Here is a 26,768-nt window from a genome sequence, read left to right as displayed (position 1 = left end):
CCCTTCAGGACTTTTTTACTTCCTTTAAAAATAGTCCCGTGCTTGTGTCCTTGCGGTACAGCGATATGGGTATTTTCGTCGATAAAGCTGTTAAAATCTTTCGTCCGAACGACGTCGTAGCGTTTGTCTTGGTAGGTGTCAAAGTAAATTAGCCATTCGTCTCCTAACTTGGTGACCGAAGGCCCTTCCGTAAATTTTTTGCTAAATGGCACCGATACGTTTTCAAAAGGCCCTAGCGGAGTTTTACCAAAGGCTACTTTCAGGTTTCGTTCGGGACGGGTGTTATCTTTTAGAACCAACACATAGTCGTTTTTTTGACGCTTGACAATCACCGCATCAATCACACTAAAGCCTGGGTCAAAGAAAAGTTGGGTGGGGGTGAATGTTTTAAAATCTTTGGTTGTGGTACAATACATTCGATGATTGTTGTCTTCGTCTTCAATCCCCCGAGGAAAACGAAACGGAACGGTGGAAGCCCAAATAATGATAAATCGGTCGGCGTCATCGTCATAAAATAGCTCGGGCGCCCACACATTGACGGTGGTTGCCTCATGCGCCATCACAGGCAAGAGCCGTTGCTCCGACCAATGAACCAAGTCTTTCGAACTGGCATAGCCAAACCCTTTGTCACCCTTCCAGCTCGTTGTCCAAACCAAATGATACGTACCCTCTTTTCCTCTGGCTATCGAGGGGTCACGCATTACTTTCTGCGTTCCGATTTCGGGCTTCAATAAGGTTTTATTGAGGTCATTCCAGTGGCGACCGTCGTAGCTGTATAGCATTCGTAAGCCCTCGTTGGCGGGCTCGTGAAAAGAAGTAAATAGCCACACGTCTTTGCGGCACGAGCAGCATAAACATGTGAGGAGAAAAAGGGATAAAAGTCGTTTCATTGGAAAACGTTAATGGTTTGAACCATTCCAAGGTTTGAAACTTTGGAATGGATTATTTTTTCAGCCAAATGACTGAAGCTGCCCCTGTCTGGTTTTTGATAGTTACTACGCTCCCACCCTTCACAGAGTTATTAGATGAGACCACTTCTCCCGTTTTGGGATGAATAAATTTCACCGAAAATGAGTGGGGGACCGCAGTTAAATCAAGCGTTACTTCTGAAGCATCAGTATAAATGACAAATCCATGGTTAGGGTTACCTAATACCCACTGATTTGACTGCGTTTGAGGCAATGGTTTCATCTGAGCAACTTCTTTTGCAAACTGGTTGTCGGCTACAGGGGGGATATTCGCCATGGATCCACCCGCCAAAAGTACTGCCCAACCAAACGCATCAAAACTATCCCCCGAGTACATCACAGCTTTATCAGGAAATTGTTGACGATACTCACTGACAGCACGATATACTTGGTCAAAGGAACTGCGTTTGGGAGAAAGCAAGCGCGCATGTTGGCGAAGCGCTAAGTTTTGCCCCCCTGCGGGAGCATAAGGTGTTCCATTGGCTTGGTAATGCCAGTAGCGAATGTCTATCAGATTGACAACTGCGGCGCGGGTTGCATCCGCCAAAATCGCATCCTGCACATCTTTGGTTGCGCTTAGGCCCACCAGCACCTTTTTCTTATTTTCTTTTTCCCACTCTTTGATAACATCGAGCCAAAATTGCACAAACGCTAACGGACCCGTATATTCAGCACTTATCAACTGAATGACCCCCGATTGTCCTGAAAAATTATCGAGGCATTGGCGAATGTACGCGCGGTGCAACTGCCGACGAACGGGGTGCGAAACATCGTAAAACTGCTCCGCCATAAAAATTCGTTTGTCCCCCGCGTAAGGCACGGGTTCGGGAAAGCCCGTTTGGTTGAGGTTATTGGCAGGACGCCACGGAAAATCGGCATAGTGCGCTCCCGCTTCAATAATGTTGTGTTGAAAATAGTTTTGATGAATCAGAATCAGCCCTTTTTGGTCGGCCAATTGGGCAAACCGTTGGAGACGGCTCCAATACCACCGATTATACTGCGTCAAATCGTATTTACTCAGGCCATCCCAAGCCGTTTCTTTTCCGCTCCGCGCAAATGGCAATTCATAAAAGGGGGTCCACACTTCGCCATCCATGCGTCGGATGCGCTCGTGGTCATCGCGGCGGCGGTCGTACCAAAGGCCATAATTATGGTCAATCGCCAGCACGTTATTGGCTCTCATCCAATCACTTACTTCATTCAGGTTGTCGGTAAGGCCACGCCCCGTCATCCGAGGCACAAAGCGAGTCAAATGAGGTTTGGCATTTTCCAACCCGTGCGGACGCGCGCTTCCATTCCACCAAGGCACTTCTTGTCGCTTGCCCGTTTGTACGACATTCCCGCGCACCAGCCATCCATTTTTTACTTCTAAAGCGGGCAAAATAGAGCTCGTCGCGGGAGTTTTTAGCCCTAGCTGCTCCACTGTTTTGGCCAACGATTGGGTTGGTATCGACTGTCGTTCGGGGGCTTTTTGAATAAATTCAGGAAAAGTCAGCACGGGCTGTTCTGCCAGTCGCGTCAACGCCATCGCTACTTCTACTTTAGGGCTACTCGACGCTTCCGACGCTACGGGCATCAGTATTGCCCGAGCGGTGGCCGAGCTACCGATGCGTTCAGAGAGTTGGGCATAATACAAACTTCGGGGGCGAATGTGTTCGTTGGACATTTCCCAATGCCCATTTCCCGTAAACTGTGCCCACGTACCAAACGCCCAATTTTGAGCCGTAGGAGGCTTTGGACAATCGACTTTGGCCGCAGTGCATTGCCAAAATACGCTGTTGGCCGCCGTCCAACCTGCCCCTTGACCGTCTTGACCACGATTCGCAAAACTCAAGGCTTGCCCATCGACGTTGACGATGTCAAACAATACACCCGACGCCCAGCTGTCGATGGTTCCGCTAAAGCTATGTGGTAAATAAGATTCGCATTGCACAAAAGCATTGGGCCCTGCGGCACAGTATCCCACGGCAAAATCATGGTAGCCGTTTTCGGCATATAAACGTTGAAAAAGGCATTGTTGACCTTGGGTAAAAAACGTATAACGGCGTTCTGCCCCAATTTCTGAAACGGGCTCTAACGCTAGGCAATCTTCTACGGTAATGCGTCGAGCGGCGGATAAAACACTCACCGCAGCACCCGCAAAATGCTTAAATATCACTTGGCGTATCCACGCATCTTGCACTTGGTCGAACGAAACTGCGACCCAGCGATGGTCTTCGTCTTTGGGGTTAGTGGCATCAAACGTAGAAATCAATCGTAGGTTTTCGATCCCTACATTGGCAATGGCACGCTGTTGTTCATAACGCGCCACCGTAGCTCCTCCGTACGCCGCTTCAAGAGCGGTCGTTAGGGGAGCGTCTAGGGTAAGAGTATTTCCTGAAATGGCAGTAATCACTCTATCCCATAAAATATCGCGCTGCCCAGCTTTCCACCCCAAGGCGGTTACCCCTCCGCCAAAGTGGTCTGTTCCGAGTACTTGAATCCATTCTTTCGTAGAAGGGCGACGCACTTGTACGACATCACCTACTTTTAAACCCGACGCGTCATCGACGGATAGGGTCGTTGCATTGACGGGTACGTAAGGGTTAGTCACTCGAAAACGGGTTGTTGAAAGCCCATTTTGCTTCCCTATTACATTGACCAAATGGTCGCGTGACGTACCCGTTCCGACGACGGTCGTGCCATTTTCTCCCATGCCACTTCCCCGCAGTACGACCCCCGATGTGTTGATTGTCAACTGACCTGCCACTTCAAACGTTCCTTTTCCTAGCAAAACCGTCCCTCTGAATCCGTTTTTATCCAATGGCAATGTAGCTACATAATCAATCGCCGCCTGAATGCGGTGGGTTGCATCGCCTTTTTGCGTGTTTACTACAACCTGAATCGGTACGTCGGGAATGGCCTCGGTACCTGCCCGATACCCACAGTACGAAAAATCGGGGATGCGGTTGCCGAGAGAATCAGGGGTGTAAACCAAATGCCCCTGCTCATTTTGGTAAACAGGGGGTTGTTTCTTGACAGGTTTGGGAGTTTGAGCCTGAAGCTCACCTCTTATGGCCAGCGTTAGAAAAAGGAATGTATGTAAAAAAAATGCTCTCAAAACGGACGTTTACTTAATTCGTTTATGATTTGGTCGGGTTGTGAGCAACCCTCAGCACGAGGAACATAATATTCGACATTCTGCCCTCTGCACTCGACATTTTATTCGTCGGGTTGTGAGCAACCCTCAGCACAAGTAAAACTAGGGTTTAACCTGTTTTACCGACACTACGCTATTGAGGTAGTCCTCGATATTGGTATAGCCATCCTTGTTTTTATCCGCACTTGCATCCGATGGGTCGCGTGGGTTGAGACCGTTCTTCGTTTCCCAAGCATCAGGCATTCCGTCTTTATCGGTATCGACATAAGGAGTTCCTTTGTAGTCAGGATACCCGCCTACTTGCGCAATGTCCGTAATGATACCTTGTTTGTACGAATCAATGGGCAAACGACGGTGCTTAAACTGCGTCTCAGGAAGTTTTACGTCTTCTAAATACGTAATTTTTCCCGTACGAACTTGCTCCACAATGCGCGTGTCCACAGGGTCACGTTTTGGCAAAGTAGCTCCTGCATTGGCCAATACATAATCGTGGGCTTTGGCGGTAGGTAGAATCGTCATTTCGGGCATCGGAAGTGGCGCATTCACTTTGATGTCTGGCATGTATTTATCGGCATTTTTAAAGTTTTCGACTTGTACCCCACCGTTCCAGTTATCCTTGGTTACCACGTCGTTTCCTTCTACTACGTTACCGTTTACGTACGCCCGCCCAAACGTCAAGTAGCCCAATTTGCTTCTGCCTGATTCGGGTTTCAAAATACGGTACCCGATGGGTGAATCTTTGGGGGTCAATGGCCCTGGCTTAAAATAATTGTTGACAATATTGTACATCGCGCGGTAATCACCGCCGTCCACCGAGCGGTGTACCCAGTTAAAGACCACATTATTGACGAAATTGAAGACTCCAAACCAACCAATCGAAGGATTACGCCCCGCGTTATCGGCCCAAAGGTTGCGCATAAAGGTGCAGTTTTCGCCCCCTAACGTACTTCCAAAGGCGTGGTTCCACGTATCTAATGCTTCCGAAAAAATGGAGTTTTGAATGGTAATATTGACCGTGGGTAGCTTTTGTTCAATGGCTCCCGTACTGTCGTTGTACATGTGACGGTACATCGACATATTTTCGTCTAGCCCCCAACTTGACGAGACGTGATCGATGATGATATTCCCAATGGGATTTCCACCGATGGAGTCATCACGGCGGCCTACAAAAGTTTCTCCCCGACGAAAACGCATATACCGAATTACGACATCGTGCGTATTGATCCAAACCGACTCACCCGCTACGCAAACGCCATCACCTGGGGCAGTCTGCCCTGCAATCGTAACGTAAGGAGCGCGGATAATCAAGGGAGTTTTGAGACGAATGATACCTGCGACATTAAACACAATGGTACGCGCCCCGCCTTGTTCGCACGCTTCCCGCAATGTACCTGGGCCATTGTCTTCTAAACTCGTAACGACATAGACTTTTCCCCCGCGACCGCCAAACGAAAAGGCTCCTCCCCCCTCTGCTCCTGGAAAAGCGGGAATCGAAGCTTGCGGTAAATCGACAGGACGTGCTGCCCACGGAATGTACGGTTTTCCCTCGCGGGATTCTTTTTGAATGATGGGTAATGCCTTTTGCCAAGCAATATTCGACTGGTGCATCGCTTCTTTGAGCATATCGTCGCTGGCTTTTTGCACGTCTTGGGGGACTTGCGGATACTGGGCCAAAACGGACTGTTTTGTTCCCAGTAACACCGCTATCACCAAAAGTGATGAAAATTTAGTCCGCAGATGACGCAGATTTTCAAGCGCAGATAGCCGCTGATTTTTTAGAAAACCAGTATTGTATAATTCTAAGTCTGGTGTGATCACTGTCTTTGTCATAGATTTGTTTTTTTATCTCACCCCTGCCTCCTCACGGTAACCCGTCGCGGTCTTATATTTTACCCCTCGCCTACAAGGAGAGGGGCAAGGGGTGAGGTGATTTTTTACTTCAAAGGATCAAAGCCGCCGCCCCACGTATTATTTTGAATAATCTTAGGATTATTGTCAATGGCCGACTGCGGGATAGCGAAGAAATAATACTCTGGCTTCCAGTTGATTGCATATTTAGTATCCAATTGTTTTGTCACAATCGTGAAATAATTGGTATAAGCTACGTCCAAATCAACATTGTCGCGATTGGTCGCAAAATCGGCAGGTACGCCCGTTGTTTTAAGGTTAATGGTGACGCCCGTTCTTCTTTTGCCGTTCAACGTCTTCTCAATAAGTTTCCAACGACGCAAATCCCAAAAACGCTTTCCTTCAAAAGCAAACTCAATCTGACGCTCAAACAAAATCGCATCAAACATTTCGGCACGCGTCATGTTGGATTTTAGGCCGTACATTCCGTCGGTTCCTGCTTCAATGCCCGCTCTTTTGCGAATGGCTTTAAGGTGCGTATAAGCTTCGTCGAGGCTGTTGATGCCGCAAGCACTTTCGGCTAAATTAAGCAACACTTCCGCAAAACGAATTTCAATCCAGTCGGTACCAGAAAACTGTACATCACTTACGCCTACTGTTGGGTTAATCGCCTTTCGTGTATAAAAGCCCGTGTTTGAAGCCTTTACTTCTACTGTTTTGTTACTCACAAAATACGTCCAAAGTTTGTAAGAAGTATTTCCGTTTAAAGGCCAGTTTACGCCGTTATACGCGATGGTTTTGTCAAAACGAGGGTCACGGTTTTTATAGAACAATTGGTCGGAATAGGTATACTTCGTCGATTCTCCCACTTTTTTACCGTCTTTCATCGGGAATGCTTTTACCATTTCCCACGAAGGCTGATTGGAACCTCCCGCCGTACCTGCGTACGATGGCCGAGTAGAGTTATCGTAGCCGTTGTTTTTTCTGGTTTGATCACCCGTTGAGGTATTGAACCCCGTCAAGAAAACCGCTTCTGGATTATTCACTTCCTGAAACCAAAGCTGGTCAAACGACGAATGAAGGCCGTATCCGTTTGCCACCAACAAATCATACGCCTGTTTGTTGGCTGCATACGACGCTTGCCACTTAGCAGCATCATCCGTTGGGTTAAATTGTGGACTGGCGGCGTACAACAACGCTTTGCCTTTGAGCGCAGCAGCTCCTCCTTTGGTAATACGTCCCCAATCGGACGAGCCCCATTTCCCAGGCAAAAACAACATGGCAGAATCTAAATCGCTGGCGATTTGCTTGTAGGTTTCAGTGGTGGTATTTCTTGACAAAAACGCTGCATCACGCGCTTCTACTCCCACAGCTTGAAGGGGTTTTGTGACCAAAGGCACGCCTCCATACAAACGAACCAAGTCAAAATAACGCCACGCCCGAAAGAACTGAGCCTGCGCGTTGAGGCGGTTTTTAGCACCTTGGGCAATTGTTCCTGCGTTTACGTCATTGATAAAGGTATTAATCACCCGAATTTTTCCGTAGTTGTTTGTCGCATTGAGCGCCGTTCCAAAATCTCCAACATCGTTTACCAAGAGAGTTCCTTCAAAAAACTTGCTTTCACCCGATGATTCGTCCGAAAGATCAGGGCGACTTCCCCACGTACCTCCCCACGTAGGCAGGTTTTGATCGTAGATATAGTCCAAATTCATCCGCGCAAGGACTGAGTCTTTAAAAATAAGGCTTCCGTTGACCGAGCCTAAATCGGTTTTATCGAGTACCTTTTCGCAACTTGCCAGTCCAAGCAGTCCCAAAAGGCTGAGTATAGAAAAATAGTTACGTTTCATTGTTGTCATTTGTTTTGTGGCGAACCACCTTTTTTGTTCATTACTAACAGGTTATGACGCGGTTGTGAGCAACCGCTTTCACTACAAACCAAGATTTACCCCCAACGAGAACGAGCGCAAAGTTGGGTACGCATCGTAGCTTCCTGAGTACGCTTTGTAGCTGTATGGATTGTAGAAATTGAACGGATTCACCGCCACCAGATACACCTTCAGGTTGCTCATGCCCAATTTTTTTGCTGCCTTCGCAGGTAATCCATACGAAACATTGAAGTTACGCATCCCTGCCGACAACGAATTGGCAAACCAAAAATCAGACAGTACTTGGTAAGTATCTCTATAATAAGGGCTTGGATAAGCAGCAGAAGTATTTTGTGGTGTCCAGTGATCAGCCCAGAACTGCGGGCGGTTGGCCGTCAGGGTCGCTTGATTACGCGCTGATGATTCGATGACGGCTTGCCCTCCAAACGAAGCCCCCATTACGACCGATACCGATAAGTTTTTGTAGGTAGTGCTTACATTGAAACCCAATCCGTAATGATTGTTTGCTTTTTTGGTTAAAAACAACTGGTCATCCGTCGTAATTTTCCCGTCGGGAGCGGTGTATTGTCCTGTTGCATCTTTTGGCCCTCGCACGTCCTGATAATAAAGCATTCCTGGCTTAGGAGCAGCCCCAAAAATGGTATAGCCTGGGTTTTTCTCCAACCAGCTGTCCACGTCTTGCTGCGTGCGGAACATTCCCGCATATTGGTAGCCTTGCACGCCCATGTCAGTAGATTTTCCGATAGGATCTTCGTAAGTGCCTATTTTACCTTTGTCCACATCTACCTTCAATTGTTTGTTGTCACTCCACGACAAAAACGCGTTGACTTTATACGTCCAATCGTTGGTAATTTTGTCAGCCCAGCCCAATGAGATTTCGTAGCCAAAACCATCGACTGACGCATAGTTTTCCGACGGAAGAGTTGCCCCGACGAGCAATGGAACCGACGAAGTCAAGGCTGTCAGCATGTTGTAACGATGATCATAAAAGGCATCTAACCCCAACGACAAGCGATTTTTCAGGAATTGCGCATCAATCCCGAAGTTATATTTTGTGTTGTTGTCCCAACGTGCCTGACGGTTGGCCATGGCATTATTGGGAGAAATAATCAACGGACGGTCGCTGTTTCCGCCAAACACAGCTCCTTTGCCCGTTTGGATAGAGTAGCTTGTTAGCCAGTTATAGGCTTTGGTGGCATCTCCCCCCATAAAGCCCACTGACCCACGGAATTTCAAGAAGTCAACAAAAGACACGTTGTTTTTGAAGAAGTTTTCGTCCGAAATCACCCAACCAGCCGACACTGACGGGAAAAAGCCCCAGCGGTATTCGGGGGCAAAGTTGGTAGAGGCGTCATAACGGGCAGCCATTTCGAGTAAGTACTTGTTGGCATAATTGTAATTGATACGACCTGCATACGACAAGTTTCCTGACTCTGATTGGCTTTCAGAAGCCGTTTGAGTACCTGTGGCATAACGCATATTAGGCAATCCCCCAAGAATAACGCCTTCGGCCATCGCGGCCACGTTGTCGTAGTTGGTTTCCGATTGTTCAAAAAAGGCAATTCCCGACACGTGATGTTTCCCAAATTGGCGGTCGTAGTTCAAATAGCCGTTAAATTGGTACGTATCGTTATAGCTTGGGTTGATACGCACGCGGTCGCCATTATTCATAGATACCGTCCGTAAAATATCGCCTCCGTAGATGTGTTTATTCTGACCTAACATACTGAAGGCATACACATTATACTTCGTCCCGTATTGCTTTCCGAAGCTATTATCAAGGGTTTTGGCAAACAATACGCGGGCTTTCAAGCCTTTGATGAAAGGTATTTCGTAGTCAATATTGGCCGTAACGTTCAAGCCCGTATTACGTGTACGGGTGAAGTTATCTGAGTTTTGAACTTCAAAAAAGTGGAACGCGTCAACTGTATTTACGTTCCCTGCATTTGACAACAATACTGGAAGACCGTTTACATAAGGTGGGTTAAACTGCGGCGTAAACAGCAGCGACTTCATGTCGTTTTCGGGGTTTTCGCCGCCTTGTTTGAGGTAATACATTTGTTTGTCGTACAAATCACCGCTCAACGACAAGCCCGTTTTTAGCCCTTTTGCCACCACGATGTCAGCGCTGGCACGAAACGTCCATTTGTTGGCGTTAATCTTGTCGAAATTGGCGTTTTGGGCATTGTAGGTAATCCCTGCAAAGTACGTAGCCCGCTCACTTCCTCCGCTCACATTGAGCGCATGACGCATCACTGACGAAGGTTTCCACGCCATTTTTAACCAATCGTAGTTGTTTTGTTTAAAATGGTCGAGTTCGTCTTGGGTATAGATCAACGGGTCGGTGGCTGCTTTTCCACCTGCAAAATTGAGGTCGTTCATATAGGTAGCATGTTCGTACCCATTCATCATTTTGGGCAACATCGCCGCATCCGATACCCCTACCGAGCCACTGTAGCTAAATTTGGGTGCGCCTGCTTTTCCGCGTTTGGTGCTTACCACCACTACCCCTTGGTTAGAACGCGCTCCGTAAATAGCCGCTGCGGCATCTTTCAAGACCGAAATCGCTTCTACTTCCGATACGTCCAAAAGGTTAAAATCGTCTTCGGTTCGTACCACGTTGTCAATCACAAACAAAGGGCGTAACGTACCACCATCTTTGGATAAAACAATCGGATTCCGAACCGTCAGCTGGGCATTGTCCCCTGGGCGGCTCATTCCTCCCGAAACGCCTACCCCTGGCATTTGGCCTTGCAACGCCGCCGACAAACTCCCGACGGGTAATTCTTGAATGGCTTTCATGTCAACGGCGGCCACCGCTCCCGTAAGGCTCACTTTTTTCTGCGAACCATAACCGACTACGACTACTTCGCTGATGGAAGCCACGTCATCGTCGAGGGTTAGGTTAATGTTGGTTTGGCCATTAACGGCCACTTCCCGCATTTTATACCCTACTGAGCTAATCACTAGGATTTCGTTCCCTTTAGGCACATCAATTTTAAAATTCCCTTCACCGTTGGTAAATGTCCCTACTTTCGTGCCTTTAATAATTACGTTGGCCCCTGGAATAGGTTGCCCAGCAGCGTCCTTTACATTTCCTGTTACGGTAATTGCGGCCGTTTTCACGGTTGTTTTTGGCGTAGTTCCTCCCTGTTTTTCAGCGTAGGAAACTCCCATAAAACAAACAGCTACTACCGCCGTGAGACACGCCTTGGTGAGGCTTTTGTCCCATGTTAGTTTGGTTTGTAAAAAAGGATTCATTGAAGAGTAATTGGATTAGTTTTGAACTTAGTTTGAGGTTTATTGGTATTTTGAAGTCGTGGTTGTGAGCAACCACGTGCACGGAGGCGCGGTTGTGAGCAACCGCTGGCACAGCACACCTTAGGTTGTGAGCACCCACGTGCACCGAGGCACATTAAGATTTGTTTTTTGCTTCTTTGATTCGTTTTTCCCAGTCTTGGCCCGCCTTTTTCATATCGATACCTTGGGCCGATAAGTAGTTGTTGATTTTTCCTTTGTACTTACCAAACCACGCATGTTTTTTCTCCGACGTATCGGCATCCATGGCCAACTCGCGGGCTTCGGTGAGCCACGTCAGGATTTGGGCTTTTTGGGTTTCGGTCAAATCGGGTAACATTTCTTGGTAGCCTCGGTACGTTTTGGGCAACACACCGTACGTCATTCCGTCTTTTATTTGGTCAACTTGGGCGGGCGTGAGATCTTTGACAAGGTCAGCAAGGTAGTTTTTGTGTAATTGCCCCAGTTGAACGTTCGTTTCCGACTCTAACTGTTTTACTTTTTCTTCCGACGGTTCGGTCAATGCTTTTTTAGCCGTTTTCAGCCCTTCGTGGATGGTATTCAGTCTGAGGTATTGTTGAGCAACTCGGCTGCTCACCCGCTTGAACTGGACTGAATCAGGCAGTTGCAACGTCGCTACAATCTTTTGGGCGCGCTGCATCACCACTTGTTCGTACGACGCCTCTTTGTCGTTGGTTTGCCCCACTGCCGTAGTGGCAACAACCATAAAAACAAACAATAATTTTTTCATTTTCAATTAATTATATTTCTACCTAAACTCTTTTAATTCAACCACTTGCCCTTTCTTTATGGCCAATTTCGTCACTTTCCCCGCGTAGCGAAGGGTACAAGGACTTCCCGCAGTTGAGGCAATTTTTAGGTTCGTGAGCTTGCCTTTTTCCCAGCTAAAATCCAGCTCAAAACCTCCTCTTGCTTTGATACCCCGCACAGTTCCTTCCGATAACTCAGCGGGCAAAGCAGGGAGAATATCAATAAACTGCGTGTGACTTTGTAGCAACATCTCAACGATGCCTGCCGAGCCCCCAAAATTTCCATCAATCTGAAACGGCGGGTGAGCGTCAAATAAATTGGCATACGACCCACCTGCTCCCGAGGCAGGTCGCAATAACATTTTTACCATTTTTGGGGCATGTTCACCGTCTTTGAAACGTGCCCAAAAGTTAATTTTCCACGCCAAACTCCAACCCGTTCCTTCGTCGCCACGGTACAGCAGCGATTGGCGGGCGGCTTTGGTCAGCTCGGGAGTTTCATCCCAGTTGATTTCGTTGCCTGGGTGTAGCCCCCACAGGTGCGATACGTGGCGATGCTTGTTGGTTGTATCGTCTTTGTCTTCGAGCCACTCTTGTAGCTGCCCGTATTTTCCTATTTGATTGGGAGCGATTTGGACGTACGTCTGTTGCAGTGTTTTTCGCCAATCTTCGTCTATTTTCAAGACTTCCGACGCCGCGATGCAACTCTTGAGCAATCCGCGAATGATTTGGTGATCCATCGTTGGCCCCGCAACCAGCCCGCCGTTTTCGGGTGAGTTGGAGGGAGTACTGATTAACCAACCCGTTTTCGGGTCTTTCACCAAAAAATCCACAAAAAAGGCCGAAGCCTCTTTCATAATCGGATAGGCCGTTTTTTGGAGGTATTCTCTATTTTGGGTAAATAAATAATGTTCCCATAAATGCTGACTAAGCCATGCCGCTCCCGTTACCCAAATGCCGTGATTGGAGGCATTGATGGGGGTAGTATTTCGCCAAATATCAGTATTGTGGTGGACGACCCAACCGCGTGCGTTGTAGTAGGTGCGGGCCGTTTCGCGCCCCACCACCGACAATTCCTTTACCATTTTCAACAACGGCTCGTGCAACGGCGAAAGGTTGAGCACTTCGGCACCCCAATAGTTCATTTCGGCGTTGATATTTGTGGTATATTTACTTCCCCAAGGTGGCGTCAGTAGGTCGTTCCAAATCCCCTGCAAATTGGCGGGGCGGGTGTTAGGTCGCGAACTAGAAATGAGTAAATAACGGCCGTATTGTACGTAAAGCGCCATTAAAGCAGGGTCTGAGGTTTGGCCAAACTGTGCAAGACGCTGATTCGTAGGAAGGTCGTCGGCTTGGGTTTTCCCCAGATGAATCGAGAACGTTTGGTAGTACGATTGGTATTCTTTCAGGTGAGCCGTTCGTATTTCTTCGTACGTTTTTTTCCCAATAGCCGCGATTGTTTTTTCACAAAGCACCCTTGGGTTGGCCGAAATATCTTGGTAATTGACGTAGTTGGTCGCCGCTGCTAGGTAAAACGTAACCTTGTCGGCTTTTTCAATTTCAATGCCTTGGTCGGTGCATGTAAGCGTGCCATTTTGCAGCTGCACTGTCAAGTAACTTTCACCTTTCAACGCACCATTTTTCACTCTTACCGACAATGCCAGCGTGTGATTGTCCACGCGACGAAGTAAGTAGCCTTTGTGCGAACTACTCAACGCGGCTGTAAGAGACAAACTAGCTTTGCGGTCAGCTTCTAAGCGAACGACCATGACTTGTTGAGGCTGGCTCACAAAATACGTTCGGGTAAAACGCGTTCTGTTGGCGCTAAAACTAGTTTTACAAAGTGCTTCCGATAAGCTGAGTTCGCGGCGATAGTTGCTAATTTCTCCCAAATCTGAAAATGTCAACGTCAAATCCCCAAACGGCTGATAATCGGCCTGGTATTTTGGAGTCACGGGCGGATTATCATCTTGAATTTTATATTTCCAAGGTTTTACCAACGAAATCAACGCACTCGGTTCGCCCTCAGGATAGAGCCCAATGGGCCGCGAAGTATCTTTATAACCTGCGATGCCTCCTTTATCCACGTAGTTCAGCACCTGAACTGCAATCACATTTCGTCCCGTCCGAAGTACATTGGCAGGAATGCGGTATTTGCGGGGATCCATATTATTGGTTGTACCCACCAGTTGCCCGTTGACGTAGGTCAAATCATAATCACGAACGCGGTTCAAATCCAGCACCACATTTTTTCCTTGCCAGTTGGCGGGAATATCGACTACCGTCCGAAACCAAACGGCTCCATCTAAGCCCTCAAACCCAACGGTTTCCCAACCTTCATACGCTGGAACAGCCATCGTTTCCCAAGTCGCGTCGTCATAGTCTGGCAACGCAGGATTTCCTTCCAGCCCTTTCAAAGCCAGCATATCGCTTGTCCACTGCTCCTTCTTACCTGCTTGGGTTTTTAGGCCCATAAAATGGGTTTCGGCCAGTTGTTCAGCCGCTTTTTGTTTTCCTTCAGCCAATAATTGACGCATTTCGGCCAAATAATTCGCGGCATTAGGTCGGTTAGGATTACGCGGCTCGCCCGTCCACAAGGTTTCTTCGTTGAACTGAATACGGTCTTTGTTCACCCCTCCAAACACCATCGTTCCTACTCTGCCGTTCCCAATCGGCAATGCTTCCGTCCATTTCTCGGCAGGCGCAGTGTACCACAGCTTGTAGTCTTGCGCATAACCCAAGAAAGGGAATAAAAGAATATGAAGAAGCAGTTTTTTCATCCGTTTAAGAGGCCTGAAAAATGGATTTGAGGTATTGGGTATTAGCTCCAAAATTTTTCTTGACGTTGTGCGGCTCTTTGGCATCGCGGGAACGCTCGATAACCAGCCAGCCGTCCCACTTCATTTCGTCGAGCGTTTCTTTTACTTTGTTGAGGTCGAGGCGGGTATTATGCTCAAGCCAAACCCCGTCTTCATCGGTACAGTGAATTTGGCAAATACGCTTGCGACCCAGTATTTTAAGTTCTTTCAGCAAGTTTCGCCCTGCCTTGAGCGGGTTCGAAAAATTGAAATAGATTTGAATGTGCTTAGAGCCTATTTCTTTCAATAATTCTACTTCTCCTTGAGCGTCCAACGACGTTTCGATGCCAATCACTATCCCTGCTTTTTTGGCCATTTTCCCCACTACTTTTAGGCGTTCGACAATCGCAGGTCTCAGCTCTGGGTTTTTGACCAAATCTCCCTGAACACCCAATGGCAAAAAACCTACCTTGACGTTCATGGCTTTCATGGTATCAATGCAGTCTTGCACCATGCGCTGGTATGTAGGGCGCGTCGCAAACGACTGGGCATAAAAACCCGTCATTGCCAGCGAACAAATCTCCAGTTGAAGTTCTTTGGCTTTGTCCAAAAACTGCTGGCGTACTTCTGACTTAGCTAATTGGTTATCAAAGGTTTCCCGATTACCCAAGCCTCCCATGTCGATTTCGAGTCCGTCGGCACCAATCTCTTTGGTCAGCTGAAAAGCACTTAATTTTTGACGTTTCAAAATCATCAAATCCACTACCGCTACTTTGTAACGGTGACTTGAACCCGCCCACCCACGCGCCACTCCCAATAGCATACTTGCAATTAGTACGCTACTTTGTTTCAGGAATTGACGACGTTGGGTGAGCATGGGTACTTATTTATGGTTATTAGAGGATTCTGGCGAGACTTTCCAAGTTTTGAAAACTTGGAAAGTTTTCAGTCTTTTGCGGCTTCAATTGGTTGAGGGGCTTTGTATCCGTCCAACTCAGGCCATTTTCCTTCTTTGATGGGAATTAACTTCATTTTTTTCGGGTCAACTACCGCGTGTTTGATGCGCTGACGACGCCACGTATAAATCACATGAATCATTCCGTCGGCCGTCTGAATCACCGAAGGATACGAATATTGACTGATCGGTGAATCTTCTAAAATCACTGCTGCCGCCCATTCTTTGCCATCTTTTGAAATAGAAAGGTGCAAGGGCGTGCGAGGGCCTTTGGCCAAGTCACTTGGAGGCAATACGTGATTGTAAACCAGCGCGTGACGGCCGTCTTTGAGCGTCACGGCATCGGTACCAGAGTTGTTGTTGGGCAAACTTGATTTGGCTAGTTCCGACCAAGTTTCGCCATTATCATTTGACCACGCTTCCACTAATGCACGGTTGCGGCTGCGGGCCAAAATCTGCAATTTGCCTTTGCCGTGATTCAAAATACTCGGTTGAATGGCGTTGATGGTTTTGCCGTCGTTGATGGGGCCTATTTTTCGCCACGTTTTGCCAAAATCGGGCGTTACCTCAAAATGAATTTGCCAACCGCCTTTGCCTTCCGTACTGGTAGGCGACATTAAGTTTCCGTTGGAAAGCAATACGGGTTTATTTTTAATCGGGCCTAAAAACCCTTCGGGCAGTGCTTTAGCTTCTGACCACGTAAGGCCACCGTCTGAAGAGGTCTTCAACCAGCCTTTCCATTCGGAGGGACTTGGACCGATTTTGTAGAACAACATCAGGCCGCCGTTCGGAATTTGGTACAAAATGGGGTTCCAACACGCATAGCGGAGTTTGTCGTTAACAACGCCATCGGCTACGTTCTGGGGGGCAGTCCACTTGCCATTTACCTGACGGCTGACCCAAATACATACGTCTGGATTGCGTTCTTTGGTTCCTCCAAACCAAGCCGCGACCAAACCTTTGGGCGTCTCGGCGATGGTTGAGGCGTGGCTCTCAGGAAAAGGCGCTGTTTCAAAAATAAACTCATCTACTACTACTCCCGACTGCCATTTGGCCAATTGCGAAAAAGCAGCTTGAGTGACGACTAAGCAGAAGAAAAAAGGAATAAAAACTCGTTGGATTACCATGAAAACAAAAGCTAATTGTGTTATTTCTTTGGTTAACTACTCCTGACAAACGAAGAAAAAAGCAACAAAAACAAAAACAAATGAAAGATTTTTCTTTTTTCTTTTCAGCTCATTTGTCGTTTTTCTCCGTCAATGGGCTCTTCAGGACTTCATTGTGTTAAGGTGGCTTCTTAAAAAAAGGCTTTTTGAGCCATTTAAAGGGGTTTTTGTAATTTTTCAAGAATTACCCGCCGAAACCTGATGACAATTATACTTTTTTAAAAAGAACTAACCCTCCTGAACTGTCTGCTTGGATAGAACTTTAGCTTTATTTATTAGCAATAAAAAAGGGAGCAAAGCGCTCCCTTTCTCGAAAAAATACGAAACTATGATTTGGTTAAAAAAGGCTACTTTATTTTCGTTTCAAAAACCTTGTTTAAGAACCGAACGCTGTGGTTCAAGACGGGTTCAAACCAAGGATGAAACAGTACAAACGTATGTGGAGCGTCGGGAAAAGAATGGACTTCAGAATAGATATGAAGCGCATCAAGTTTTCGCCGCATGTCGTCACGGCCAGCGTGCATTCGATCCACCGAGCTATTGATGAACAAAATAGGAGGCGTGTTTTTATTTACGTGATTTAACGCTCCAGCTTCATGCCACAGTTCAGGTTTTTGGGTTTTGTTGTACCCAAACCAATACGTAGCGGCCGAAATCCCTTTGCTATCGTCGCCTTCGCCTGATTCGGGATGAATGAAGGCCAACGTTCCATCCAAATCGACAATGGCGTTGACTCGGCTTGAGAAAGCCATGTACTCACCTTGGCTTCCTTCAAAAGCTGGATTGTCGTTGGTTGTTCCTAGTAAGGCCGCCAATTGTCCTCCCGCCGAGAAGCCCAAAGCGGCAATTTTATTGGGGTCAATCTGGTATTTTTTGGCATTGGCCCGCATCCAGCGTACCGCCGTTTTTAAATCGTGGACGGCAGCAGGATACAACGCCTCCGTTGAAAGGCGGTACTCTACCGTAACGGCGACAAAGCCTTGTTCCGCTAATTTTTGGGCTAAAGGTACGTGGTGCGTACGGTCGCCCGAACGCCAGCCGCCGCCGTGGATAACCAACACCGCAGGACGAGTTTTTTTGGACTTGCTTTTGGGGTAAAACACATCCAGCTGCAAATTGCGAGCACCTACCGAACAATAGGTCACATTTCGTTCTTCAACTACTGAAATAGGCAGCGAAAAGGATACTTTAGCGGCTTTTGGGTACTGTTTTTGAAGTTGAGAAAACGCTTTAGGGACGTTGAACGACGTATCAGGGATATTCGTCAAGCCAAACGTCAACAGTGGCCCCTCTGGATTCCATTGGTCTTTCCCTCCAAGTACCTTTCCAATCGTATATTTTTGGGCTTCGATTTCGGTCAACTGTTTTGACCACGACACTCGTTTTAAGGCAATGGAACCCGCTCCTTTTGAACCATATTCGGCATAAAAAGCAGTTTTTTCGGCGTGAACCTTATCCCAATTATGCCAACCTTCGGGCTTCACCACGTTTGACATCGTACAGTTCAAAAACACCGTTTGGGCGTAATCTCGCCACGGTCGCCCTAAATACACACTTGCCTCAGGCGATTCACCGTCGAGGGTACATTCGTTGAACACAAAACCATGCGCTTGCCCTTGGGGGGTAGAAGCTGCCGTGTAATACCCTCCGCTGAGTTTTGAACGAATGTGGCATCGTTGAAAATAGGCCGTAGCCCAGCCAAAAATAAAATCGACCGTTCCTTCAATGTAGCAGTCCTGATAGTACTGATGAGTACCTTCACGCTTGGGATACAGGGTATCTTGACATCCTAAAAAACGGCAATTGATGAAACGAGCACGGTCTCCATCCACAAGCATTGCGACAGCTTGCCCAACTGGACCCGCAGAATTGGCAAAGGTGATGTTAATCGCCGTAAAATCATTGGCAACAATCCGAGTTGAGGTCGAAGTAGTCGTGCCTAATTTAACGCCTTGTGGGTTTATTTTACCCGAAAAATCATCGTACGTCAAAATCGTATTTTCAGGGTTTTCTCCCATGATAGTGACGTAATTTTTGGTTGAATCAAGGGTCAGCTTTTCCTTGTAAACGCCTTTTTTGATGCGAATCAGCACTCCTTTCATATTGTTGAGCGGAATGGCGTTGAATGCCGCTTGCACCGTCGTAAAATCTCCCGAACCGTCTTGGGCAACAATCAACAAGTTTTTAGAGGTTGTTTGAGCAAACAACGACCCCGTCAACAAAAGATACAGCAAAAAGACGTTTTTCATATTTTTTATCATTTATTATTCACGCTCGTCACGACTTGCAGTCGGGACGGGCATGGTATAAAGTCTCTGACTTACAACTTACTAATTAACGTCGGAGACGTTAAACCAGAGCGTCCCCGACTGCAAGTCGGCGACAGCTTACGCGCTCGTCACGACTTGCAGTCGGGACGGGGATGGTGTAAAGTCTCTGACTTGCAACTTACTAATTAACGTCGGAGACGTTACTCCAGGGCGTCCCCGACTATAAGTCGGCGACAGCTTACGCGCTCGTCCCGACTGTAAGTCGTGACGGGTATGGTGTAAAGTCTCTGACTTACAACTTACTAATTAACGTCGGAGACGTTACTCCAGAGCGTCACCGACTGCAAGTCGGCGACAGCTTACGCGCTCGTCACGACTTGCAGTCGGGACGGGGATGGTGTAAAGTCTATGACTTGCAACTTACTAATTAACGTCGGAGACGTTACACCAGAGCGTCCCCGACTGCAAGTCGGCGACAGCTTACGCGCTCGTCACGACTTGCAGTCGGGACGGGCATGGTGTAAAGTCTCTGACTTGCAACTTACTAATTAACGTCGGAGACTTACACCAGGGCGTGCCCGACTGCAAGTCGGCGACAGGGTTATTTTTCCCACTTTTGCACCCAATTGGGGTACTCGGTGGATAAAAGTTTTACGGGCCAATTGCCATAGTAAGCATACCCTACTCGGCGCTCGTTTTCTATTTCGGCCAAGGTCGCCTTTGGTACACTATTGCGCCCCGTAAAAAATGGTTTATTGGTATCAAGTTCATAAAATCGCGCCCATAAAGTCGATGTAGGGTCGGCGACTACGATACGGTCTTTGCCTTTTGGCTGCGATGCATCTACCACATTATCAACGCGAATACCTACTATTTTTACCGAGTCCAGCCACGCTACTGCGGCCTGGATCGCTCTTTTGATTTCGGGCGAAGGGTTGTCAATAGCCATCAAGAACTGAACAATCCCTACGCTTTCATTGCCGCTTAGTGAGGCTAACTCAAACGCCCTAGCTTTAGCGGGCAGCAGCGTTTTTCGGTCGTGTTGGGCACACCAAGCAGTAAGTTTTCCCTGCTGGACGTATTGTGTTTTCAGAATACAGTCGATTCCCTTCGCCATTGCGGCTTTGGCTTGGGGAATCAAGGTTTTTACTGCATCAAAATCTTTTTTTCCATCTATAATGTTCTTAAAAATCCACATCACATCCATCATCGCTTGGTCGTTGTAAGTGATGTGTTTATGGTATCCACTGGTATCAGGGAAGAACTGTCCCCAGCCTCCTGCGGAGTTTTGCGCCGTCAACAGATACTTTATCCCATTTTCAGCTGCTTTCAAATAGGCTGTATTTTGGGTCTTTTTGAAAGCCGACACCAACGCATTTATTTCACGGGTAGTCGCTTTATCGTCGATGGTCGCGTCAAGTTTTGCTTTTTCTGCGAGCAGCGTCGCTTTTTGAGTTGAGGTCAAGACGAGGTCATAATTGATCGGGTCACCTCCTGGCTGCGGCCAACCACCGTTGTTTCGTTGAAACAGCAACATTCGCTCGGCTACCGAGTCTTTGGCAACTTCTTGCAGGGTAGAAATACCATACGAGCAACCTCCTATTCCCAAAAATGGCAATAAAAAGATGCCCATTAAACTTCCAGTAAGAAGTTTTTTTGAATAAGTATAAAAGTGCTGTTTCATAGGGGATAGTTAGACCTATAAGGTTTTGGAAACCTTATAGGTCTTCTTGTTAATATTAATAACCTGGATTTTGCTTTAATTTCCCTTGGTAAGCATCTACGGTTGCTTGGTCATACGGGAATAACTCACTTTTACCAGTCACAAAGAAACGAGCAATGCCCGCGTGCAATTGCACCCCATCAATAAGATTAGTCGTTAAGTGCTGACGCCAATCCAAACGCGTCCAACCCGTTGGAGCCGTTGTGGTTGTGCTTGGTTTGTAGAAAGAATTCTGCCATTGGATTTCTTCGCCGTTATTTCGCCAGAAAATATACTGAGGCACGTTGGCATAAGCTCCTTTGGCATCGCGAATATCTTGGATTTTTTGGCGCGTTTCGGCAATTTTTTGGGCCAATAAATTCCATCGAATCAAGTCGAATTTACGAATACCCTCACTTCCAAACTCCAAATAACGCTCATTGACAATGGCGTTAAAGAAGCCATCTTTATCCGTAGGTGTTTTACCAATTTTGCTTTCATTTGCTTTATAAGCTCTCTTACGAACTTCCTCAAAGGCCGCAATCGCGGCCGCCGTGGGGCCTCCATTTAATTCATTTTCTGCCTCGGCAAACATCAACAAAACATCTGCAAAACGAATCAACGGCCAATTATAACCTGGGTTCAGGGCAGTTCCTGGCAACAACGGATTCCGCCAGTCTTTACGAAATTTACCATCGGTGATTTCTCCCAAACGACGCGGCGACTTGACGTTGGTAGCAGCTACGGCGTACAACGTTGTCGTTACATCACGACGCGTATCGGTAGAGTCAAAGGCGTAGAAGTAATTAGGCAACACCAATAAACCACCGCCTCCTGTGCCATAACGCGACGAAGCATTGACCGACGGGCCGTTGTAATTCCCCATGCGGCTATCAGAGTTAGAATTGGAACCACCCGCGCCCACTTCAAAAATAATTTCACCGTAAGGGTCGTACGTAAATGACGTTAGCTTACGCCAAACATCCTCAAAACTTGGATTCAGCGTATGCTCTCCGCGCTTTGCCAGTAGGTCGGCGCACTCATCACGGGCAATTTTGATGTAAGTTTGGTAGTCAGCGTTACGTTCTATTTTACCACTGCTACGCAACGCATAACCTCCTCTAAACATCGCTAACTTCGCTCGAAGCGCTTTTACCGCCCCTTTCGTCACGCGTTCGTTACGCACGGGAATTTCGGTTCTCCAAGGCACAAGGTCGGTGGCAACTTTGAGGTCATCAATGAGTTTTTTATACGTCTCATCACGGTCTGACTGCGGAATAAACAAATCGGTTTGTTTATAAGCTGGCGTAAAAGGGGCAGGAACATCGCCCCAGTTACGAAGCAATTCAAACATAAACTGTGCTCTCAGCGTCAGCACTTCTCCGTGCAAACGGCGTAGTTCTTTTTTATCTGCTTCACTACCGTTGTTATAAAGCGCCATTTGTGGAATCTGTTCGATACACAAATTGGCTTTTTCAATACCACGATACAATTGCAAAAACGGGTTACGAATTTCGGTATTGGTCAACAACAACTGATAACGGCCAATGCCACGGCGTCCGTTGTCGATGTTTCCTGACACAATCATTTCGTCCGAATCGTACGGATAATACATGTTGATACGGATTCCGTAGCCGTTGTCGCCCATGAGTTCGTCATAGACACCAATCACGGCGTTGGTGGCATTGGCAAGGTTAGAAAACGCGTCCGCAATGCTAATCTGAGACTTAGGTTGTACTTCCAAGAATTCCTTGCAACCCGTCACCATCGTCATTGTTATGGCAAATGGCAGGCCCAAAGTGGCTATTTTTTTTAGTAATTTATTCATTTCTATCAAAAGTTAGAATGTCTTAAAATCAGTTTTAGTACGTGTTAGAAGGTTACATTTACCCCAATTACCCACGTTTTTGCCCGAGGATAACCTGCAAAATCGACACCTTGCGTCAATGGGTCAGTACGGCGCGTGTTTACTTCTGGGTCGTAGCCCGTATATTTCGTAAAGGTGGCTAGGTTGTTGACCGTTGCGTACGCTCTAAAACGCGAAATCTTGATTTTTTTCAACCACTCGTTTGGCAATGAATAGCCTACTGTTAGGTTGTTGACCCGTAAAAATGAGCCATCCTCTACCGCCCACGAGTGCAACCAATAACGCTGAACCCGCACAGGCGACCAGATGGTGGCATTGGCATTAATTGCGGCCAATTCGGTAGGATCTGTTACTACCGCCCCTTGGTCGTTGATGTTGGTCCAACGGTTTTTCATCGACGACAACATGTTCAAGTTTGGAAATGCTCCGTCGGTCATTTCGATTTTGTTGGCGTTGTAAATATCGTTACCCACCACCCAGTTTAAAAACAAGCTCAAGTCAAAGTTTTTATACACCACTTGGTTGTTCCAGCCGCCAATAAATTTCGGGTTTGCATTTCCAATCACCGTACGGTCTTTATCGGCCGTAATCAAGCCATCGCCGTCGATGTCTTTCCATTTCAACATTCCTGGCTGCGGCGTTCCATACACCGAATTGACAGCAACGCCTGGTTTGATGGTATAAGTTTTGGTGGTTTCGTTGTAAGTAAAATCGTCGATTTTGTAGTAACCATCCGTCACAAATCCGTACATCAATCCAATCGGCTCGCCTACTTTCACCAAGTAATCGTCGGCACCATCCGACCCTTGCCAGCCCGAAGTACGTGTCAACTGGCTCACAGAACCAAGGCTAGTCACCGTATTTTTGTTGGTAGAAATGTTAAAATTCGAGTTCCAAGTAATGTCTTTTTTCTGAATGATATACGCACTTAGTTGCAACTCAACGCCTTTGTTGGTCGTCGAACCTAAGTTCTTGATTTGTGACGAATAACCCGACGTTGGCGGAATGGCTACGGCCAAAAGAAGGTTATTTCCTGAGTTTTTGTAAGCATCAATCGACACTTGGAAGCGGTTATTTAAAAATGAAAGGTCAAGGCCAACGTTTTGCGATACGTTTGACTCCCACTTCAAGTCTTCGTTGGCCAATGCCACAGGCGCATAGCCTGGTACCACGGTGTGGTTGAGCGCATATTCACCAGTTACGCCGTACAATTGTTGGTACAACAAATCACCGATGCGGTTGTTCCCCGCTACCCCGTACCCAAGACGAAGTTTACCATCGGTTAAGATTTGATTATTTTTCAAGAAATCTTCTTTCGTAAAGCGCCACGCCAACGTACCAGACGGGAATACCAACGCTCCGTTGGCATATTTAAACTTGGTCGAACGGTCGGAACGCAACGAGACCGTTGCCAAATATTTATCATTGTAGCCATAACTTACGCGCCCAAATAACGAAAATAAGCGGTTAGGCGGCGTTTCATTTGAGGTTGGGCGGGGCTGTGCTGCTCCCGTAGGCGCAGAGCCTAAGCCCATGTTGGCCAGTGCCTGTTCGGCCGAAATATCAGAAGGAAAATAACGCGTTTCCACCTGGGTATTTTTTGACTCATTGTGATAGATTTCTTGTCCGACAATCACGTTTAAGTCGTGCTTATTATCAAACTTCTTGGCATACTGTAAGGTGTTTGAGTTGTTGATGGTAACGGCATTTTGCTGAAGAATCGACGCTACTGGCTGTGACGCGTAGTTACGAGCTGTTCCCGTGATTTTGCTCCAAAACGAATTGGTTCTTCCATCGTTGTTATCAATCCCAACGGTAGTTTTGAAGGTCAAATTCTTCAAAATAGCGTAGCTCGCGTACCCGCTCAGGTTAATAGCTTTGGTATATGCTTTGCGGTATTCGGCTTGGGTCATCAAAATAGGATTAACCAAGTTTCCTGACGAAATGTAGAGGTTTTCGTCAAAATCATCCACATCTGGCTGCGCTGCCACCAACAAAGGGCGGTATTGCACCGAGTGGCGCAAACGGTTGGTTGATTTTGTACCACTTGCCGTCGTTCCTGCCCCATTCACAGTCTGGTTCAAATAACGAACGTTAAACCCTAAACGTAACTTATCATTGGCTTTGTGATCCATCTTGAACGTGGCCAAATAACGGTCAAATCCAGACTCTAACAACACGCCGTCTTCGCGGTTGGCCGTTAGGCTGAGATTGTAGTTGGTATTGGCGTTGCCTCCGTTTACGTTCAAGTTATGATTTTGGTACTGGGCTCTACGTCCAAATACCTCTTCTTGCCAGTCAATGGGCGTAACGGTTTTGTATTGGTTTAAATTCTCCCACGTTCCGTACATATCGGCAAAGCTTTTCTCCGCCGTTGCATCGTTGCGACTACGCTCGTATTGCCAACGCACAAAATCGTATGGACTCATCACATCCATTTTTTTGAAGATTTCGCGGAAACCTACCGAACCGTTGTAGCTAACAGTCGTCTTCCCATTTTTACCCGACTTGGTGGTGATAATAACTACCCCGTTGGCACCACGCGCTCCGTAAATGGCTGTCGTTGAGGCATCTTTCAAGACGTCAATGGTTTCAATGTCTTGGGGTGATAAAAAATTAAGCGCGTTTTCTACCTGAATCCCATCCACGATATAAATGGGTGAATTGTCTTGGGTAATCGAACCACCCCCACGAATACGAATCTGAATATCAGCTCCTGGTGCTCCTTCCGAAGTCGTTACGCGCACACCAGCCAAACGTCCTGTGAGGGCTTCGGCAGCATTGGTCAACGGAATATCTTTCAATTGTTTTGCGCCAACTGACGATACAGAACCCGTTAGGTCGCGGCGATTAATGGCATCGCCATAACCAATCACGACCACTTCTTCGAGCATCTTTTGATCGGTTTTTAAGGCAACAGAAACTTCCGAACGAGCGCCTAAAACAACCGTTTCGGGCAAATACCCTACAAAGCTGAAAATAATCGCCGTTTCTTTTTTATCAGGAACGTTGATGGTAAACTTTCCGTCGGTATTGGTCGTCGTTCCTACCGACGAACCTTTAACCAAGATACTTACCCCTGGTAGAGTTTCGCCTGTATTGCCGTCGGTCACAGTCCCCGTCACCCGACGGTTTTGCGACCATCCCACCGACATACAGCCCAGCAGTAACAGCAGTGTGAATAATTGTTTTTTCATATCAAGTGTTAGTTAAATTAAGTAAATGAGCAATCGTTTATCGCAATGAAAGAATAGGTACTCCATCCATATCAGTAAAATCTTTGTTTTCACCCGCCATGCCCCAAATGAATGAATAACTCGATGTACCGCAGCCTGAGTGTATTGACCAAGGTGGTGAAATAATTGCCTGGTGATTAGCCACCCACAGGTGACGCGTCTGAGTAGGTTCACCCATCAAATGCAACACGGCGTGGTTTTCGGGAATATCGAAATAGCAATACGCTTCCATACGGCGGTCGTGGGTGTGCGACGGCATGGTATTCCAAACACTACCTGGCTGAAGCACTGTAAGCCCCATTACCAACTGGCAACTCTGAATCCCTCCTTCGTGGATGTATTTGTAAATCGTGCGGTGGTTAGAAGTTTCTAGTGTTCCCAACGTAACAGGTGATGCCTCCTCTTTGGTAAAAGCACGATTAGGGTGCGTATAATGCGCTGGGGACGAAAGCAAGAAAAAGCGCGCAGGATTTTCGCCGTCTTCGCTTTGAAAACTCACTTGCTGCGTACCTTTTCCAAGATACAAACAGCCTAGCTTATCCAACTCAAACGTTTGTCCATCAGCCACTATCGACCCTTTGCCTGCCACGTTGATTATTCCTAATTCACGACGTTCCAAGAAGAAATTGGCTTTGAGCGCATCATGGGTTTCGAGGGTCACAGCCGATTGCACTGGCATTACTCCCCCCGCCAATACGCGGTCGTAGTGAGAATAGACCCACGAAATTTGGTCAGGGGCAAACAAGGTTTCAATCAAAAAGTTTTCCCGCAATTCCTCGGTGTTCATTTGGGCTACTTCCTTACGGCTACTTTCGTGTCTGATTTGCATTTGGTTCTTTATTTTCAGTCGATTTGTTCGTTTAATA

Annotated in this window: 14 protein-coding genes; all 14 read right to left on the bottom strand. The window is 47.1% G+C overall.

Annotation, left to right across the window (positions count from 1 at the left end):
* A partial coding sequence (locus K339_RS33490; protein WP_037300204.1) for a glycoside hydrolase family 43 protein occupies positions 1 to 890 on the bottom strand: 890 nt, incomplete at its 3' end.
* Between the two features lie 52 nt (positions 891 to 942).
* Entirely contained in the window at positions 943 to 4,068 is a 3,126-nt protein-coding gene (locus tag K339_RS33485; RefSeq protein ID WP_051397968.1) for a DUF6298 domain-containing protein, read from the bottom strand.
* Positions 4,069 to 4,209: 141 nt separating this feature from the next.
* Entirely contained in the window at positions 4,210 to 5,937 is a 1,728-nt protein-coding gene (locus K339_RS0111675) for a pectate lyase family protein (protein WP_229598727.1), read from the bottom strand.
* Between the two features lie 104 nt (positions 5,938 to 6,041).
* A complete protein-coding gene (locus K339_RS0111670; protein WP_028523732.1) occupies positions 6,042 to 7,802 on the bottom strand; it encodes a RagB/SusD family nutrient uptake outer membrane protein in 1,761 nt (586 codons plus the stop codon).
* Between the two features lie 81 nt (positions 7,803 to 7,883).
* Complete coding sequence (locus K339_RS33480; protein ID WP_051397966.1) at positions 7,884 to 11,102, bottom strand: SusC/RagA family TonB-linked outer membrane protein; 3,219 nt, start codon at positions 11,100 to 11,102, stop codon at positions 7,884 to 7,886.
* Between the two features lie 154 nt (positions 11,103 to 11,256).
* Complete coding sequence (locus K339_RS0111660; RefSeq protein ID WP_028523731.1) at positions 11,257 to 11,889, bottom strand: DUF3826 domain-containing protein; 633 nt, start codon at positions 11,887 to 11,889, stop codon at positions 11,257 to 11,259.
* Between the two features lie 18 nt (positions 11,890 to 11,907).
* Entirely contained in the window at positions 11,908 to 14,688 is a 2,781-nt protein-coding gene (locus K339_RS0111655; RefSeq protein WP_037300199.1) for a glycoside hydrolase family 95 protein, read from the bottom strand.
* 4 nt (positions 14,689 to 14,692) lie between these two features.
* Positions 14,693 to 15,583: a sugar phosphate isomerase/epimerase family protein gene (locus K339_RS0111650; RefSeq protein WP_028523729.1), complete on the bottom strand. Its 891-nt coding sequence runs from the start codon at positions 15,581 to 15,583 to the stop codon at positions 14,693 to 14,695.
* A gap of 68 nt (positions 15,584 to 15,651) precedes the next feature.
* Positions 15,652 to 16,788: a sialidase family protein gene (locus K339_RS33475; protein ID WP_051397965.1), complete on the bottom strand. Its 1,137-nt coding sequence runs from the start codon at positions 16,786 to 16,788 to the stop codon at positions 15,652 to 15,654.
* Positions 16,789 to 17,174: 386 nt separating this feature from the next.
* The gene (locus K339_RS0111640) at positions 17,175 to 19,076 is read right to left on the bottom strand and encodes a pectinesterase family protein (RefSeq protein WP_037300196.1); all 1,902 of its coding nucleotides are present in this window, start codon (positions 19,074 to 19,076) and stop codon (positions 17,175 to 17,177) included.
* A gap of 622 nt (positions 19,077 to 19,698) precedes the next feature.
* Entirely contained in the window at positions 19,699 to 20,781 is a 1,083-nt protein-coding gene (pelA, locus tag K339_RS0111635; RefSeq protein ID WP_211243797.1) for a pectate lyase, read from the bottom strand.
* Between the two features lie 55 nt (positions 20,782 to 20,836).
* On the bottom strand, positions 20,837 to 22,627 hold the full coding sequence (locus tag K339_RS0111630) for a RagB/SusD family nutrient uptake outer membrane protein (RefSeq protein ID WP_037300195.1): 1,791 nt from the start codon (positions 22,625 to 22,627) through the stop codon (positions 20,837 to 20,839).
* A 44-nt stretch (positions 22,628 to 22,671) separates the two neighbouring features.
* Complete coding sequence (locus tag K339_RS0111625; RefSeq protein WP_028523725.1) at positions 22,672 to 25,863, bottom strand: SusC/RagA family TonB-linked outer membrane protein; 3,192 nt, start codon at positions 25,861 to 25,863, stop codon at positions 22,672 to 22,674.
* A 37-nt stretch (positions 25,864 to 25,900) separates the two neighbouring features.
* Complete coding sequence (gene kduI / locus K339_RS0111620) at positions 25,901 to 26,731, bottom strand: 5-dehydro-4-deoxy-D-glucuronate isomerase (protein WP_028523724.1); 831 nt, start codon at positions 26,729 to 26,731, stop codon at positions 25,901 to 25,903.
* Positions 26,732 to 26,768: the final 37 nt, after the last annotated feature.

The organism is Runella limosa DSM 17973, from assembly GCF_000482465.1.
Lineage (GTDB): Bacteria > Bacteroidota > Bacteroidia > Cytophagales > Spirosomataceae > Runella > Runella limosa.
The sequence above is the reverse complement of the archived record's forward strand: the minus strand, read 5'-3'. Positions and strand labels throughout refer to the sequence as shown.

Bases quoted from the DNA above. Each gene is read 5' to 3' on its own strand.
- K339_RS0111675 (WP_229598727.1), bottom strand. From the start codon at position 5,937: ATGACAAAGACAGTGATCACACCAGACTTAGAATTATACAATACTGGT.
- K339_RS0111670 (WP_028523732.1), bottom strand. From the start codon at position 7,802: ATGAAACGTAACTATTTTTCTATACTCAGCCTTTTGGGACTGCTTGGA.
- K339_RS33480 (WP_051397966.1), bottom strand. From the start codon at position 11,102: ATGAATCCTTTTTTACAAACCAAACTAACATGGGACAAAAGCCTCACC.
- K339_RS0111660 (WP_028523731.1), bottom strand. From the start codon at position 11,889: ATGAAAAAATTATTGTTTGTTTTTATGGTTGTTGCCACTACGGCAGTG.
- K339_RS0111655 (WP_037300199.1), bottom strand. From the start codon at position 14,688: ATGAAAAAACTGCTTCTTCATATTCTTTTATTCCCTTTCTTGGGTTAT.
- K339_RS0111650 (WP_028523729.1), bottom strand. From the start codon at position 15,583: ATGCTCACCCAACGTCGTCAATTCCTGAAACAAAGTAGCGTACTAATT.
- K339_RS33475 (WP_051397965.1), bottom strand. From the start codon at position 16,788: ATGGTAATCCAACGAGTTTTTATTCCTTTTTTCTTCTGCTTAGTCGTC.
- K339_RS0111640 (WP_037300196.1), bottom strand. From the start codon at position 19,076: ATGAAAAACGTCTTTTTGCTGTATCTTTTGTTGACGGGGTCGTTGTTT.
- pelA (WP_211243797.1), bottom strand. From the start codon at position 20,781: ATGAAACAGCACTTTTATACTTATTCAAAAAAACTTCTTACTGGAAGT.
- K339_RS0111630 (WP_037300195.1), bottom strand. From the start codon at position 22,627: ATGAATAAATTACTAAAAAAAATAGCCACTTTGGGCCTGCCATTTGCC.
- K339_RS0111625 (WP_028523725.1), bottom strand. From the start codon at position 25,863: ATGAAAAAACAATTATTCACACTGCTGTTACTGCTGGGCTGTATGTCG.
- kduI (WP_028523724.1), bottom strand. From the start codon at position 26,731: ATGCAAATCAGACACGAAAGTAGCCGTAAGGAAGTAGCCCAAATGAAC.